This window comes from Pseudomonas sp. URMO17WK12:I9, assembly GCF_900230165.1.
GTDB classification, from domain to species: domain Bacteria; phylum Pseudomonadota; class Gammaproteobacteria; order Pseudomonadales; family Pseudomonadaceae; genus Aquipseudomonas; species Aquipseudomonas fulva.
Genome location: NZ_OCMQ01000004.1, coordinates 255,300 through 270,766, shown reverse-complemented (window position 1 = coordinate 270,766; position 15,467 = coordinate 255,300). Strand labels below are relative to the sequence as shown.

General features: G+C 62.0%; 14 protein-coding genes. 10 read left to right on the top strand and 4 right to left on the bottom strand.

The window, feature by feature from the left end; genetic code table 11:
- Window positions 1-11: 11 nt before the first annotated feature.
- Window positions 12-668 carry an alpha/beta fold hydrolase gene (locus CRP40_RS11475; RefSeq protein WP_027914456.1) on the bottom strand — a complete coding sequence of 219 codons (657 nt, stop codon included), beginning with the start codon at window positions 666-668 and terminating at the stop codon, window positions 12-14.
- Window positions 669-999: 331 nt separating this feature from the next.
- Here CRP40_RS11475 and CRP40_RS11470 point away from each other — a divergent pair, with 331 nt between their 5' ends.
- The 4 genes from CRP40_RS11470 to CRP40_RS11455 all read left to right on the top strand — a co-directional run bounded on the left by CRP40_RS11470 (window position 1,000) and on the right by CRP40_RS11455 (window position 5,157).
- A complete protein-coding gene (locus CRP40_RS11470) occupies window positions 1,000-2,028 on the top strand; it encodes an amino acid ABC transporter substrate-binding protein (protein WP_027914457.1) in 1,029 nt (342 codons plus the stop codon).
- Between the two features lie 67 nt (window positions 2,029-2,095).
- Complete coding sequence (locus tag CRP40_RS11465; protein ID WP_027914458.1) at window positions 2,096-3,274, top strand: amino acid ABC transporter permease; 1,179 nt, start codon at window positions 2,096-2,098, stop codon at window positions 3,272-3,274.
- 10 nt (window positions 3,275-3,284) lie between these two features.
- Window positions 3,285-4,382, top strand: coding sequence for an amino acid ABC transporter permease (locus CRP40_RS11460; RefSeq protein ID WP_023534443.1), 1,098 nt, complete (start codon window positions 3,285-3,287; stop codon window positions 4,380-4,382).
- 10 nt (window positions 4,383-4,392) lie between these two features.
- Window positions 4,393-5,157, top strand: coding sequence for an amino acid ABC transporter ATP-binding protein (locus CRP40_RS11455; RefSeq protein WP_027914459.1), 765 nt, complete (start codon window positions 4,393-4,395; stop codon window positions 5,155-5,157).
- Between the two features lie 72 nt (window positions 5,158-5,229).
- On the opposite strand, the gene algW is transcribed toward CRP40_RS11455, so the two are convergent.
- On the bottom strand, window positions 5,230-6,390 hold the full coding sequence (gene algW / locus CRP40_RS11450; protein WP_027914460.1) for a Do family serine endopeptidase AlgW: 1,161 nt from the start codon (window positions 6,388-6,390) through the stop codon (window positions 5,230-5,232).
- A 169-nt stretch (window positions 6,391-6,559) separates the two neighbouring features.
- Here algW and CRP40_RS11445 point away from each other — a divergent pair, with 169 nt between their 5' ends.
- The 3 genes from CRP40_RS11445 (at window position 6,560) to cysN (ending at window position 10,505) form a co-directional block, all read left to right on the top strand.
- The gene (locus CRP40_RS11445; RefSeq protein ID WP_027914461.1) at window positions 6,560-7,318 is read left to right on the top strand and encodes a Nif3-like dinuclear metal center hexameric protein; all 759 of its coding nucleotides are present in this window, start codon (window positions 6,560-6,562) and stop codon (window positions 7,316-7,318) included.
- Between the two features lie 190 nt (window positions 7,319-7,508).
- Complete coding sequence (gene cysD, locus CRP40_RS11440; protein ID WP_023534492.1) at window positions 7,509-8,426, top strand: sulfate adenylyltransferase subunit CysD; 918 nt, start codon at window positions 7,509-7,511, stop codon at window positions 8,424-8,426.
- A gap of 177 nt (window positions 8,427-8,603) precedes the next feature.
- Window positions 8,604-10,505: a sulfate adenylyltransferase subunit CysN gene (gene cysN / locus CRP40_RS11435; protein WP_027914462.1), complete on the top strand. Its 1,902-nt coding sequence runs from the start codon at window positions 8,604-8,606 to the stop codon at window positions 10,503-10,505.
- 159 nt (window positions 10,506-10,664) lie between these two features.
- Here cysN and CRP40_RS11430 read toward each other — a convergent pair whose 3' ends face one another.
- Entirely contained in the window at window positions 10,665-11,132 is a 468-nt protein-coding gene (locus tag CRP40_RS11430) for an Lrp/AsnC family transcriptional regulator (protein WP_027914463.1), read from the bottom strand.
- A gap of 127 nt (window positions 11,133-11,259) precedes the next feature.
- Between CRP40_RS11430 and CRP40_RS11425 the strand changes: the two genes are divergently transcribed.
- Window positions 11,260-12,456, top strand: a complete 1,197-nt coding sequence (locus CRP40_RS11425; RefSeq protein ID WP_027914464.1) for a methionine gamma-lyase — start codon at window positions 11,260-11,262, stop codon at window positions 12,454-12,456.
- Window positions 12,457-12,732: 276 nt separating this feature from the next.
- On the opposite strand, the gene CRP40_RS11420 is transcribed toward CRP40_RS11425, so the two are convergent.
- On the bottom strand, window positions 12,733-13,170 hold the full coding sequence (locus CRP40_RS11420) for a DUF1043 family protein (RefSeq protein ID WP_023534478.1): 438 nt from the start codon (window positions 13,168-13,170) through the stop codon (window positions 12,733-12,735).
- Window positions 13,171-13,305: 135 nt separating this feature from the next.
- Here CRP40_RS11420 and CRP40_RS11415 point away from each other — a divergent pair, with 135 nt between their 5' ends.
- Both CRP40_RS11415 and CRP40_RS11410 read left to right on the top strand, forming a co-directional pair.
- Window positions 13,306-13,956, top strand: coding sequence for an alpha/beta fold hydrolase (locus CRP40_RS11415; RefSeq protein WP_027914465.1), 651 nt, complete (start codon window positions 13,306-13,308; stop codon window positions 13,954-13,956).
- Window positions 13,957-13,966: 10 nt separating this feature from the next.
- Window positions 13,967-15,316, top strand: a complete 1,350-nt coding sequence (locus CRP40_RS11410; protein ID WP_027914466.1) for a tryptophan--tRNA ligase — start codon at window positions 13,967-13,969, stop codon at window positions 15,314-15,316.
- Window positions 15,317-15,467 lie beyond the last annotated feature (151 nt).

The window sequence follows — 15,467 nt, the reverse complement described above, 5'->3', positions numbered from 1 at the left end:
GTGCGCCCAGGTCACTGCAGTTGCGTGGCCAGCCATTGAAGGATGTCATTGAGTTCTTCGACGATCACTTCGTGCTCCATCGGGTACTCGTGCCATTGGGCAGCGACGCCCCAGGTGTTCAGGTACTCGAAGGCCGTGCGCCCCATCGACGGGATCACCACCGGGTCGTGCACACCATGCAGGCACAGGGCCGGGGTGCGTTGCTGGCAAGCACTCAACGTGTGCTCGTCAGCGAAGGTGGGGGCATAGGTGGAAAGGGCCAGCACGCCACCCAGCGCTTCCTGCCACTTTATATAGGCCGTGTGCAGCACGACGGCGCCCCCTTGGGAGAACCCGGCCAGGAAGATGCGCGACAGGCTGATGCCCTTGGCCTGCTCGGCCTTGATCAAGGCGATGACCTGCTCGGCCGAGGCCTCGAGCTCGGCCTCGTCTATGGCCCTGGCCGGCGTCATGGCCTTGATGTCGTACCAGCTGGGCATGGCATAGCCGCCATTGATGGTCACCGGCCGGGTCGGCGCCTGGGGCATGACGAACCGGGCAGTGAGCAGATGCTGCTGCATGAATTCGGCCACCGGTAGGAAGTCGTAACGGTCCGCGCCCAGGCCGTGCAACCAGATCACACAGGCATCTGCGGCTTTTTGGGGTTCGAGAATGAGTGGGTCGGTCATGGCTGCTCCGAAAACGTGCGTGTGGAAGGGGTCGTGCTTGAAAAGAAGGCGCGCGCCCGACGAGCCGGAAAAAGAATGTCGCAACGATGCAACTTTCCCTACTTGACTCGTGCTTAAACGCTCAAGCCGCGCAATCTGGTACGCGGTTTGCACTTCCCTCTGTGATGCAAGGGACAGGCCGAGACGGTAACACCCTTTGCACGCGAAGGCTGTCACAGAACAGCCCATTGCGCCAAGTGACCCAATAACAAGCCAATACGGGTCGGATGCGCCTCAAAAGGGTGCGGTGCAATTCCGGCTCGATACAACAAGAGCGATTTGGAGGTTGTGAATGAAGATGTTGAAAACCACCCTGGCAGTCCTGACCGCTGCCGCTGCCCTGGGCGCCGTGAGTACGGCCCAGGCCGGTGCGACACTCGATGCGGTAAAGAAGAAGGGCTTCGTCCAGTGTGGCGTGAGTGACGGTCTCCCTGGCTTCTCGGTTCCAGATGCCCAAGGCAAGATCGTCGGGATCGACGCCGATGTCTGTCGCGCTGTAGCGGCAGCAGTGTTCGGGGACGCGACCAAGGTCAAGTTCAGCCAGCTCAACGCCAAGGAACGCTTCACCGCGCTGCAATCGGGCGAAGTCGACGTGCTGTCGCGCAACACCACCTGGACCAGCTCGCGCGATGCCGGCATGGGCCTGATGTTCACTGGGGTCACCTACTACGACGGCGTAGGTTTCCTGGTCAACAAGAAGCTTGGCGTATCCAGCGCCAAGGAGCTCGATGGCGCGACCATCTGCATCCAGGCCGGCACCACGACCGAACTGAACGTATCGGACTTCTTCCGCGCCAATGGCCTGAAATACACCCCCATCACCTTCGACACTTCGGATGAGAGCGCCAAGTCCCTGGAGTCTGGCCGTTGCGACGTGCTGACGTCGGACAAGTCCCAATTGTTCGCCCAGCGTTCCAAACTCGCCGCCCCGACCGACTACGTGGTACTGCCGGAAACCATTTCCAAGGAACCGCTGGGCCCGGTCGTGCGCAAGGGTGACGAGGAGTGGTTCAGCATCGTCAAGTGGACCCTGTTCGCCATGCTCAATGCCGAAGAAGCCGGCATCACCTCCAAGAACGTCGAGGCCGAGGCCAAGAGCACCAAGAACCCGGATGTGGCGCGTCTGCTGGGTGGCGACGGCGAGTACGGCAAGGACCTCAAACTGCCCAAGGACTGGGTAGTGCAGATCGTCAAGCAAGTGGGCAACTACGGCGAGGTGTTCGAGAAGAACCTTGGCCAGAGCACCGACCTGAAGATCGACCGTGGCATGAATGCCCTGTGGAACAACGGCGGCATCCAGTACGCACCACCTGTGCGTTGAATGGTTGCACCTGCGGCGGCATCCCGCCGCCGCAGGCGGTCCGCTACCCTTCTCTTCGGGGCATTTCATGCAAAATCGAATTGGCGCACGAAAGGGTTTATCCCTGAGCGATCCACGTGTGCGCGCGTGGCTGTTCCAGCTATTGACCATCGTCTTCGTGGTCGGTCTGGGCTGGTACCTGTTTCACAACACGCAAACCAACCTGCAGCACCGAGGCATCACCTCGGGCTTCGACTTTCTTGACCGCAGTGCCGGCTTCGGCATCGCTCAGCACCTGATTCCCTATGTGGAGTCGGACAGCTATGCGCGGGTGTTCGTCATCGGGCTGCTCAACACCTTGTTGGTGACCCTCATCGGGGTGGTGCTGGCCACACTGCTGGGCTTCATCATCGGTGTCGCCAGGTTGTCGCCGAACTGGATGATCAACAAGCTGGCTACCGTGTACGTGGAAACCTTCCGCAACATCCCGCCGCTATTGCAGATCCTGTTCTGGTACTTCGCCGTGTTCCTGACCCTTCCGGGGCCGCGGGGCAGCATCAACATCGATGACGCTTTCTTTATCAGCAACCGCGGCCTGAACATGCCTGGAGCCTCCATGGCAGAAGGCTTCTGGCCATTCGTGGCTGCCCTGCTGGTAGCCTTGCTGGCAACCGTGTTGATGGCGCGTCGAGCCAACCGGCGCTTCGAAGAAACCGGCCAGCCGTATCACAAGTTCTGGGTGGGGCTGGCGCTGATGATCGCCATTCCGGGTGCCTGTGTGCTGTTGTTCGGCAGCCCCGTGCAGTGGGAGGTGCCGCAGCTCAAGGGCTTCAACTTTGTCGGCGGCTGGGTACTGATCCCTGAACTACTGGCGTTGACCCTGGCCTTGACGATCTACACCGCAGCATTCATTGCCGAAATCGTGCGCTCGGGTATCCGTTCGGTCAGCCATGGCCAGACCGAGGCTGCGCGTTCGCTGGGGCTGCGCGAGGGGCCAACCCTGCGCAAGGTGATCATCCCGCAGGCACTGCGCGTGATCATTCCACCGCTTACCAGCCAGTACCTGAACCTGGCGAAGAACTCGTCGCTGGCCGCAGGCATCGGCTATCCGGAAATGGTCTCGCTGTTCGCCGGCACCGTGCTCAACCAGACCGGCCAGGCCATCGAGGTGATCGCCATCACCATGAGCGTCTACCTGGCCATCAGCATCAGCATTTCGCTGTTGATGAACTGGTACAACAAGCGCATCGCGCTGATCGAACGGTGAGGATACGTCTGTGAATGCTCATGTTTTCAAACCTGACATGCCGCCTCCGGTGAAAACCGTCGGCGTGCTCGCCTGGATGCGCGCCAACCTGTTCTCCAGCTGGCTCAACACCCTGCTTACCCTGTTCGCCATCTACCTGGTCTGGCTGATCGTGCCACCGCTGCTGCAATGGGCGTTGATCGATGCGAACTGGGTGGGCACCACCCGTGCCGACTGCACCAAGGAGGGCGCCTGCTGGGTGTTCATCCAGCAGCGTTTCGGCCAGTTCATGTATGGCTATTACCCCTCCGAGTTGCGCTGGCGGGTGGACCTGACGGTATGGCTGGCGGTGCTGGGCGCAGCGCCGCTGTTCATCCGCAGCTTCCCGCGCAAGGCGGTCTACGGGCTGGGGTTCCTGGTGCTGTACCCGCTGGTGGCCTACACCCTGCTGCACGGCGGGCTGTTTGGCCTGGAGACGGTACCGACCAGCCAATGGGGCGGCCTGATGCTGACGCTGGTGATTGCCACCGTGGGCATCGTCGGGGCCTTGCCCCTGGGGATCGTACTGGCGCTGGGGCGGCGCTCGCGCATGCCGGCGGTGAAAGTGGTGTGCGTGACCTTCATCGAGTTCTGGCGGGGCGTGCCACTGATCACGGTGTTGTTCATGTCGTCGGTGATGCTGCCGTTGTTCCTGCCCGAGGGCATGAGCTTCGACAAGCTGCTGCGGGCCATGATCGGGGTGATCCTGTTCCAGTCGGCATACATCGCCGAAGTGGTGCGTGGCGGCCTGCAAGCCATCCCCAAGGGGCAGTACGAAGCCGCCGCCGCCATGGGGCTGGGCTACTGGCGCTCGATGGGGCTGGTGATCCTGCCCCAGGCGCTCAAGCTGGTCATCCCCGGCATCGTCAATACCTTCATCGCCCTGTTCAAGGACACCAGCCTGGTGATCATCATCGGCCTGTTCGACCTGCTCAACAGCGTCAAGCAAGCTGCCGCCGACCCGGCCTGGCTGGGCATGGCCACCGAAGGCTATGTGTTCGCCGCCTTGGTTTTCTGGATTTTCTGTTTCGGTATGTCCCGCTACTCCATGCACCTGGAGCGCAAGCTGGACACTGGCCACAAGCGTTAGGAGTTTCGAAATGAGTGAAGCGATCAAGCAGCCTGCCGGCCCCGAAGGCATCATCCAGATGCAGGGCGTGAACAAGTGGTATGGCCAGTTTCATGTGCTCAAGGACATCAATCTCAATGTTCGCCAGGGCGAGCGCATCGTGCTGTGCGGGCCCTCGGGTTCGGGCAAGTCCACCACCATCCGTTGCCTGAACCGTCTGGAGGAACACCAGCAGGGGCGGATCGTGGTCGACGGTGTGGAACTGACCAACGACCTCAAGCAGATCGAGGCCATCCGCCGCGAAGTGGGCATGGTGTTCCAGCACTTCAACCTGTTTCCGCACCTGACCATCCTGGAAAACTGCACCCTGGCGCCCATGTGGGTGCGCAAGATGCCCAAGCGCAAGGCCGAGGAAATCGCCATGCACTACCTGGAGCGAGTGCGTATCCCCGAGCAGGCGCACAAGTACCCCGGGCAGTTGTCTGGCGGTCAGCAGCAGCGCGTGGCCATCGCCCGGGCGTTGTGCATGAAGCCCAAAATCATGCTGTTCGATGAGCCGACCTCGGCGCTGGACCCGGAAATGGTCAAGGAAGTGCTCGATACCATGGTTGGCCTGGCCGAAGATGGCATGACCATGCTGTGCGTGACCCACGAAATGGGCTTTGCCCGCACCGTGGCGAATCGGGTGATCTTCATGGACAAGGGCGAGATCGTCGAGCAGGCGTCACCGGACGATTTCTTCGACCGGCCACAGAGTGACCGCACGCGCTTGTTCCTCAGTCAGATTCTGCACTGATGCAGTAGAGGGGCGAATGGCCTGCGTAGCGCCGCAGGCCAATCGCAAGTGCCCACATGTTGGGCACTTGCGTTACTTTTCTTCCTGCTTGGCCACCGGCGCTGGCGGTGGCCGCAGGCCTACCTCGGCGATCAGCTTGAGCTGCTGACCGTTGCGCATCACCTCGATGGTGATCTTTTCGTTGGGCTTGATGCGCGCCACCTGGTTCATCGACCGGCGGCCATCGCCCGCCGGCTCGCCGTTAATGCTCAGGATCACATCCCCTAACTGCAGGCCGGCCTTGGCCGCCGGGCCTTCGCGGAAAATGCCCGCCACCACGATGCCTGGCCGGTCCTTCATGCCGAACGACTCGGCAAGCTCTGTGCTGAGCGGCTGAACCTCAATACCCAGCCAGCCCCGGATGACCTGGCCGTGCTCGACGATCGACTTCATCACCTCAAGGGCCAGCTTCACTGGAATAGCAAAGCCGATGCCTTGCGAGCCACCCGACTTGGAGAAGATGGCGGTGTTGATGCCGATCAGGTTGCCGTTGGCATCCACCAGGGCGCCGCCCGAATTGCCCGGGTTGATCGCCGCGTCGGTCTGGATGAAATCTTCGTAGTTGTTCAGGCCCAGCTGGTTACGGCCGGTGGCGCTGATGATACCCATGGTCACGGTCTGGCCGACGCCGAACGGGTTGCCGATCGCCAGCGACACGTCGCCGATGCGAATGGTGTCGGAGCGCCCGATGGTGATGGCCGGCAGTTTCTTCAGGTCGATCTTGAGCACCGCCAGGTCTGTCTCCGGGTCGCTGCCGATCACCCTGGCCAAGGTTTCCCGGCCATCCTTGAGCGCCACGACGATCTGGTCGGCGCCGCTGGTCACGTGGTTGTTGGTCAGCAGATAGCCCTCGGGGCTCATGATCACCGCCGAGCCCAGGCTGGACTCCCAGCGGCGCTGCTTGGGCAGGTTGTCGCCGAAGAACCGGCGGAACTGCGGGTCTTCGAACAGCGGGTGCGAGCTCTTGTTCACCACCTTGGTGGTGTACAGGTTGGCCACCGCAGGCGCGGCCAGGGTGACGGCATCGGCATAGGAGACCGGGCCCTGCACCACCTGTGTGGACTGGGGCGCCTGTTGCAGGTTGACATCCTGGCTGGGCAAGCCGACCCACTCCGGAAAGCGTTGGATGATCAGGGCGGCGATGAGCACGCCAGTGAGCAGGGGCCAGCCAAAGTAACGCAGAGCCTTGAACATGAACGAATCCTGGAAAGAGCCGGGGCCTGGGGCCGCGCATTGGAGCGTGGGCGCGCGATCATACACCGGTTCCCCCAGTGCCGACGACGGCCCATAATGGCCGGCATTATACGGACCTTCGCCAGGCCTTGCGCCTGGCAGGCACCCAGTTTTTTCGAGGAGATTTCCCATGGCCGTCGCGCTGAGTACATTGGTCGAAGAAGCCGAGCGCTACCTGGGCAGCAGCAGGATCCAGGACTATTGCCCCAATGGCTTGCAGGTCGAAGGCCGGCCGCAGGTCGGGCGCATCGTCACGGGCGTGACCGCCAGCCAGGCCTTGCTCGATGCGGCCGTAGAGGCTCAAGCCGATCTCGTGCTGGTGCACCATGGTTATTTCTGGAAGGGGGAAAACCCCTGCATCACCGGCATTCGCCAGCGACGCCTGAAAACCCTGCTGAACAACGACATCAGCCTGCTGGCCTTTCACCTGCCGCTCGACGTCCACCCGGAAGTGGGCAACAACGTGCAGCTGGCGCAACAGCTTCAGATCACCGTCGAGGGCCCGCTGGATCCAGAAAACCCCAAGGTAGTCGGGCTGGTCGGGTCGCTGGCCCAACCCATGACTGCCCGCGATTTCGCCCGACGCGTGCAGGATGTGCTGGGGCGTGAGCCATTGCTGGTCGAAGAAGACAGGGTCGTTCGTCGTGTAGGGTGGTGCACCGGCGGCGGGCAGGGCTACATCGACACCGCGATCGCCGCCGGGGTGGACTTGTACCTGACCGGCGAAGCGTCGGAACAGACCTACCACAGCGCCCGCGAAAACGGCGTGAGCTTCATCGCCGCAGGACACCATGCGACCGAGCGTTACGGGGTGCAGGCATTGGGCGATTACCTGGCACGGCGTTTTGCCGTGGAGCACCTGTTCATCGATTGCCCCAATCCGATCTGACCGGCCTGTCGGCGCAGGCCAGATGATGGATCAGCGGGCTTGAGCGCCAACCCGCAGCCCAAACCCGCAGTCATATGGTTAGACGCTTTCGATCTATCCAGGCGTCTAAATAGAATCATCTGCTGTGATAGAGTGGCTCGCTCGAACACGGCCCGCTGGCCGTCCATAAGATCGTTTTTCGTGAGTAGCCATGGTCGACAAACTGACGCACTTGAAACAGCTGGAGGCGGAAAGCATCCATATCATCCGCGAGGTGGCCGCCGAGTTCGACAACCCGGTCATGCTGTACTCGATCGGCAAGGATTCCGCCGTGATGCTGCACCTGGCGCGCAAGGCTTTCTTCCCGGGCAAGCTGCCGTTCCCGGTGATGCACGTCGACACCCAGTGGAAATTCCAGGAGATGTACCGCTTCCGCGACAAGATGGTCGAGGAAATGGGGCTCGACCTGATCACCCACGTCAACCCAGAGGGTGTGGCGCAGGGCATCAACCCGTTCACCCATGGCAGCGCCAAGCACACCGACATCATGAAGACCCAGGGCCTCAAGCAGGCACTGGACAAGCATGGCTTCGATGCCGCTTTCGGTGGCGCCCGCCGCGACGAAGAAAAGTCGCGAGCCAAGGAACGCGTGTACTCCTTCCGTGACAGCAAGCACCGCTGGGACCCGAAGAACCAGCGCCCTGAGCTGTGGAACGTCTACAACGGCAAGGTCAACAAGGGCGAGTCCATTCGTGTGTTCCCTCTGTCGAACTGGACCGAGCTGGACATCTGGCAGTACATCTACCTTGAAGGCATCCCGATCGTGCCGCTGTACTTCGCCGCCGAGCGCGAAGTCATCGAGAAGAATGGCACCCTGATCATGATCGACGACGAGCGCATCCTCGAGCACCTGTCCGAGGAAGAGAAAGCCCGTATCGTCAAGAAAAAGGTGCGTTTCCGTACCCTGGGCTGCTACCCGTTGACGGGCGCCGTGGAGTCCGAAGCCGAGACGCTCACCGACATCATTCAGGAAATGCTCCTGACGCGCACTTCCGAGCGCCAGGGCCGGGTCATCGATCACGACGGCGCCGGGTCCATGGAAGACAAGAAACGCCAGGGCTATTTCTAAGCTTCAAGCGGCAAGCTGCAAGAGCAGTCGAACGCGCTGCGTTCGAACCTTGTGGATTGCCGCCTGCATGGCCCGCGAGCGCTCCAGAATGCCAAGTGGGTTGATCAACCTAATTTCTAACTAGTTGTACGCCGACAAGCTTGCCGCTTGAAGCTGACAGCTTGGAGCTTGAATGAGATGAGTCACCAATCCGATTTGATCAGCGAAGACATCCTCGCTTATCTGGCTCAGCACGAGCGCAAAGAACTGCTGCGTTTCCTGACCTGCGGTAACGTGGACGACGGCAAGAGCACCTTGATCGGGCGCCTGCTGCATGACTCGAAGATGATCTACGAGGACCACCTCGAAGCCATCACCCGTGATTCGAAGAAGTCCGGCACCACGGGCGAGGAAGTGGACCTGGCGCTGCTGGTCGATGGCCTGCAGGCCGAGCGCGAGCAGGGCATCACCATCGACGTGGCCTACCGCTACTTCTCCACGGCCAAACGCAAGTTCATCATCGCCGACACCCCGGGCCACGAGCAGTACACCCGCAACATGGCGACCGGCGCGTCCACCTGCGACCTGGCCATCATCCTGGTCGATGCGCGCTACGGTGTGCAGACCCAGACCCGCCGCCACAGCTACATCGCCTCGTTGCTGGGCATCAAGCACATCGTGGTCGCCGTCAACAAGATGGACCTCAAGGGCTTCGATGAAGGTGTCTTCGAGTCGATCAAGGCCGACTACCTGGCATTCGCCGAAGCCATCAACCTGACGCCGAGCAGCCTGCACTTTGTGCCGATGTCCGCGCTCAAGGGTGACAACGTGGTCAACCACAGCGAACAGTCGCCGTGGTACACCGGCCCGACCCTGATGGAAATCCTGGAAACCGTGGAAGTGGCGGCCGACCGCAACTTCACCGACCTGCGTTTCCCGGTGCAGTACGTCAACCGCCCCAACCTGAACTTCCGTGGTTTCGCAGGCACCCTGGCCAGCGGCGTGGTGCACAAGGGCGATGAAGTCGTCGTGCTGCCGTCGGGCAAGAGCAGCCGGGTGAAGTCCATCGTCACCTACGAAGGCGAGCTGGAAAGCGCAGGCCCGGGCCAGGCCGTGACCCTGACCATGGAAGACGAGATCGACATCTCCCGTGGCGACCTGCTGGTGCATGCCGACAATGTGCCGCCTGTGACCGACCAGTTCGAAGCCATGCTGGTGTGGATGGCCGAAGAGCCGATGCTGCCGGGCAAGAAGTACGACATCAAGCGTGCGACCAGCTACGTGCCGGGTTCGATTGCCAGCATCACCCACAAGGTGGACGTCAATACCCTGGAGAAGGGCGCTGCCAGCGCCTTGCAACTGAACGAAATCGGTCGCGTCAAGGTGTCCCTGGACAGCGCCATTGCGCTGGACGGTTACGAGAGCAACCGCACCACCGGTGCGTTCATCGTCATCGACCGCCTGACCAACGGCACCGTGGGCGCCGGCATGATCATCGCCCAGCCCGTACTGCCCCATGGCAGCGCCGGGCAGCATGGCAAGTCGGCGCATGTCTCGACCGAAGAGCGCGCCCTGCGCTTTGGCCAGCAACCGGCAACCGTGCTGTTCAGCGGCCTGTCCGGCGCCGGCAAGAGCACCTTGGCCTACGCGGTGGAGCGCAAGCTGTTCGACATGGGCCGCGCCGTTTACGTACTCGACGGGCAGAACCTGCGCCATGACCTGAACAAGGGCCTGCCACAGGATCGCGCTGGCCGTACCGAGAACTGGCGCCGCGCCGCCCATGTGGCGCGCCAGTTCAACGAGGCCGGCTTGCTGACCCTGGCCGCGTTCGTGGCCCCGGATGCCGAAGGCCGTGAGCAAGCCAAGGCGCTGATCGGCAAGGACCGCCTGGTGACCGTCTACGTCCAGGCCTCGCCACTGGTCTGCCGCGAACGCGATCCGCAGGGCCTGTATGCGGCCGAAGGTGACAACATTCCAGGCGAGAGCTTCCCGTTCGATGTGCCGCTGGACGCCGATCTGGTCATCGATACCCAGGCCACCAGCGTGGAAGAAGGGGTCAAGCTCGTGCTGGATGTGTTGAGGCAGCGTGGGGCGATCTGACCGACGCCAGTCCAGCGCCTTGGCAATGCCCCTCCTACAAAAAACTGCGAGCCTGCTGACTCAGGCAGCACGCGGTCTGGGGTAGGAGCGGCATTACCGGGGCGCCGGACCGACTGCGATGGGCCGCGCAGCGGCCCCAGCGCTCCCACATGCACAGCTTCACAACACCGGTATGGATCTCCCTTCCTTCACCGCCTTGTACGAAAAACTCGAATAGATTTCCTTGACCCCCGGCAACCGTTGCAACACTTCACGGGTAAACTCCCCGAACGATTCCAGGTCAGCGGCGAGCACTTCAAGCAAAAAATCGTAGCGTCCCGAAATGTTGTGGCAGGCCACGATTTGTGGAATGGCCATCAGCTGCTGCTCGAATGCCAACGCGGTCTGCTTGGTGTGCGATTCCATCATGATGCTGACGAACGCGGTTACGCCAAAGCCCATCGCCCTGGGTGAAAGTACAGCCTGATAGCCCGTTATGTACCCGCTTTCTTCAAGCTGCTTGACCCGCCGCCAACAGGGCGAAGTGGTCAGCGACACCAGGTCGGCCAACTCGGCGATGGTCAGGCGTGCATTGCCTTGCAGGGCAGTCAACAGGGCGCGATCGATACGGTCTAGCTCGGCAGGCATAACGTGCTCTCGCAAACGGCAGAATGGCTGTTTTGTTGTGAAATAAGCAGTGCTTACAAGCGAGTTTGGAAAAATTCGTGCGACGCAGTGGCATAAGCTTAGATCAAACCAACAAGAGGCTGTTGCCATGCGCGACTCCCGTCACGACAACGGTTTTTCAACGCGTGCCATCCATCACGGTTACGACCCGCTCGCGCACGGCGGCGCACTGGTACCGCCGATCTACCAAACCGCTACCTATGCCTTTCCAACCGTCGAATACGGCGCGGCGTGCTTTGCCGGTGAACAGGCCGGGCATTTCTACAGCCGTATCTCCAACCCCACGCTGAATGTGCTCGAAGCGCGCATGGCGTCGCTTGAGGGCGGGGAGGCGGGCCTTGCGCTGGCATCGGGGATGGGCGCCATCACGTCCACGCTCTGGACCCTGCTGCGCCCGGGCGATGAGTTGATCGTCGGGCGGACCGTGTATGGATGCACCTTTGCCTTCATGCACCACGGCATCGGGGCGTTTGGCGTGACGATCCGCCACGTCGACCTCAACGATACCGACGCACTGCGCGCCGCGCTCAGTGATAAGACGCGCATGATCTACTTCGAGACCCCCGCCAACCCGACCATGCGGCTGGTCGATATTGCCGCCGTGGCCGAAGCGGTACGCGGCCGTGATGTGCTGGTGGTGGTCGACAACACCTACTGCACGCCTTACCTGCAAAGGCCGCTGGAACTGGGCGCTGATCTGGTCGTGCATTCGGCCACCAAGTACCTCAGCGGCCATGGCGATATCACCGCCGGCTTGGTGGTGGGCCGTCAGGCGCTGATCGATCGGATTCGTCTGCAGGGGCTCAAGGACATGACTGGGGCGGTGCTGTCGCCTCAGGACGCCATGCTGCTGATGCGCGGAATAAAGACCCTGGCCCTGCGCATGGACCGGCATTGCGAAAACGCCCGGCAGGTCGCCGAGTACCTGTCGCGTCAGCCGCAGGTGGAGCTGATCCACTACCCAGGCTTGCCGACGTTCGCACAACACGACTTGGCCAAGCGGCAAATGCGCCTACCCGGCGGCATGATCGCTTTCGAGCTCAAGGGCGGCCTTGATGCTGGACGCCGCTTCATGAATGCGCTGGGCCTGTTCGCACGCGCCGTGAGCCTGGGGGATGCCGAGTCGTTGGCCCAGCACCCGGCAAGCATGACCCATTCTAGCTACACGCCCGAAGAGCGGGTGCAGCACGGTATCTCCGAGGGGCTTGTGCGTTTGTCAGTAGGGCTTGAGGACATTGAAGACCTGCTGGCAGACGTGCAACAGGCGTTGCGCGCCTGCTCATGAGGTGCGAGGAAGCGCTACCCGATGCCTTGTCCAGACTGGGCGAGGGCATTCTGGCGGTGCTGGCGAAAGAGCCAGCGTATCCAAGAGGAGCGTCACCATGAAAGTATCTGCATACCCACTCGATCTGATCATTCGCCATGCTGGCGGAGATGACGATGAGGGCGGTCATTCCTGGCGCAAGCCTTGACCTGAAGGGCGTTCCCCGCCCTTGCAGGGGGCGCCTGGTCGATGTTGATCGTGCATTGAAAAAGGCCTCTTTCGAGGCCTTTTTCAATGTCAGTGCTTCAGACCATAGCTCTCGTCGAGCATGCCCGGCGAGTTGGGCGTTTTCGGCGCGTAATCGCGCGGCACTTCGGCGGTATCCCTGGGCGGCGTCAGGCGGCTGTGCGGGCCGTGGGAGCTTTCCGAGTGCAGCGCTGCCAGCAGGCGTTGACGCGTCACTTCGTCCAGGGCCAGGTTGTTGGCGCCATCGGCCAGGTGATCTTGAACATCCTGATAGCTCTGATTGAGCTTTTTGACCAGTACGGCGGTGCTGTTGAAGTGCGTCACCACCTGGTTCTGGTAGCTGTCGAAACGCTGTTGGATGTCATCGAGCTGGCGCTGGCTGCTGCTGGGCGCAGCGTTGGGCAACAGGCGCGCCACGACGAAACCGACGACCACACCGATGACCAGGGCCAGGGTAGGCAACAACCAAACAAGGAGCGAGAGTTCCACGAGTCCTTCCTCTATAAACGGCTTTGCTTTACGTTAACGGCTCAGACCTGCGCTGTATACCGCGAGCGATCGCAAATCAGAACAGAATTCCTCACCTAGACGAATCGACCTCCCCCAAGGTCACGGAGTAGTGCCTTGCTTGTCCGCGAAACCCCTCTGTTCATCGACGGCCCCAGTGGCCCGCTCGAAGCCCTCTACCTGGACGTGGCAGACGCCCGTGGCGCCGTGCTGATCTGTCATCCCAACCCGGTACAGGGCGGCACCATGCTCAACAAGGTGGTTTCGACATTGCAACGCACGGCCCGGGACGCCGGGTACGTGACCCTGCGTTTCAACTACCGCGGCGTTGGGCAAAGCGCCGGCAGCCATGACATGGGCGAAGGCGAGGTGGCTGACGCCCAGGCCGCGGCCGCCTGGCTGCAGGCGGCGCATCCCGGGCTGCCCTTGGTGTTGATGGGCTTTTCCTTCGGCGGCTTCGTGGCGACCGCCCTGGCTGGCCGCCTGGAAGCCGAAGGCACTGCCTTGCAGCATCTGTTCATGATCGCTCCGGCCGTCATGCGCCTGACCGATCAATTCCCCGTGCCGCAGCGGTGCCCGGTGACCCTGGTGCAACCCGATGCCGACGAGGTCGTTTCACCGGCGCTGGTTTACGATTGGTCCGACAGCCTGTCACGCCCCCATGAGCTGCTGAAAGTGGCAGAATGCGGACACTTCTTCCATGGCAAGCTGACCGACCTCAAGGATCTGCTGCTGCCGCGACTTTCGAACCGAGCCAAGCCTGAATAAGCGAACACCCATGACCACGCGTATCCTTACCGGTATCACGACCACCGGCACTCCGCACCTGGGCAACTACGCCGGTGCCATCCGCCCGGCCATCCGAGCCAGCCAGCAGCCTGGCGTGGACTCGTTCTACTTCCTGGCCGACTACCACGCCCTGATCAAGTGCGACGATCCGCTGCGCATCCAGCGCTCGCGTCTGGAAATCGCCGCCACCTGGCTCGCCGGTGGCCTGGATCCGGACAAGGTGACCTTCTACCGCCAGTCCGACATTCCGGAAATCCCCGAGCTGACCTGGCTGCTGACCTGCGTGGCGGCCAAGGGCTTGCTCAACCGCGCCCATGCCTACAAGGCATCGGTGGACAAGAACGTCGAAAACGGCGAAGACCCGGATGCCGGCGTCACCATGGGCCTGTTCAGCTACCCGGTGCTGATGGCGGCGGACATCCTGATGTTCAACGCCAACAAGGTGCCGGTTGGTCGTGACCAGATCCAGCACGTGGAAATGGCCCGCGATATCGGCCAGCGCTTCAACCACCTGTTCGGCCAGGGCAATGAGTTCTTCGCACTGCCGGAGGCGGTCATCGAGGAAAGCGTGGCCACCTTGCCCGGCCTGGATGGGCGCAAGATGTCCAAGAGCTATGACAACACCATCCCGTTGTTCACCAGCGCCAAGGACATGAAGGATGCCATTTCGCGCATCGTCACGGACTCGCGCGCGCCGGGTGAAGCCAAAAACCCGGACGACGCGCACCTGTTCACGCTGTTCCAGGCCTTCTCCACACCTGAGCAGTGCGCCGAGTTCCGAGCCGAGCTGGAGCAAGGCCTGGGTTGGGGCGAAGCCAAGCAGCGACTGTTCCAGTTGCTCGACGGCCAGCTGGCCGAAAAGCGCGAGTATTACCATCAGCTGATCGCGCGGCCTGCGGACCTGGAGGATATCCTCCTGGCAGGCGCGGCCAAGGCGCGCGCCATCGCCACGCCATTTCTGGAGCAATTGCGCGAAGCCGTTGGCCTGCGCTCGTTCCGCAGCAGCGTACAGGCCACGGCGAACGTCAAGAAGAAGGTCGCCAAGAGCGCGCGCTTCGTCAGCTTCCGCGACGAAGACGGGAGCTTCCGCTTCCGCCTGTTGGCTGCCGATGGCGAGCAACTGCTGTTGTCGCGCAGCTTTGCCGATGGCAAAAGCGCAGGTGCCGTGAGCAAGCAGTTGCAACAAGGCGACGGGGTGGATATCCGCGCCGAGGGATTGGGCTTTGCTGTGTGGCTCAAGGATCAGCCGGTTGCCGACGGTGCGCCGTTCGACAGCGAACAAGCCCGTGATGCTGCCATCGAGCGTCTTCGCGCAGCGCTTGAGCCTCAACAGGGCTGACCGACGGGCGGGAGGTATCCGCCCACTGGTACTGTGATCAGGGTAGCCTCATCGGGTCTCTGGTGCCGGTATGAGGCATATTGACGCAAGTCGCATTGCCATTAGGCGGGCCGCTCGCTACAGTGACGGCCCGTTTTTTGTTGCCTCGCTA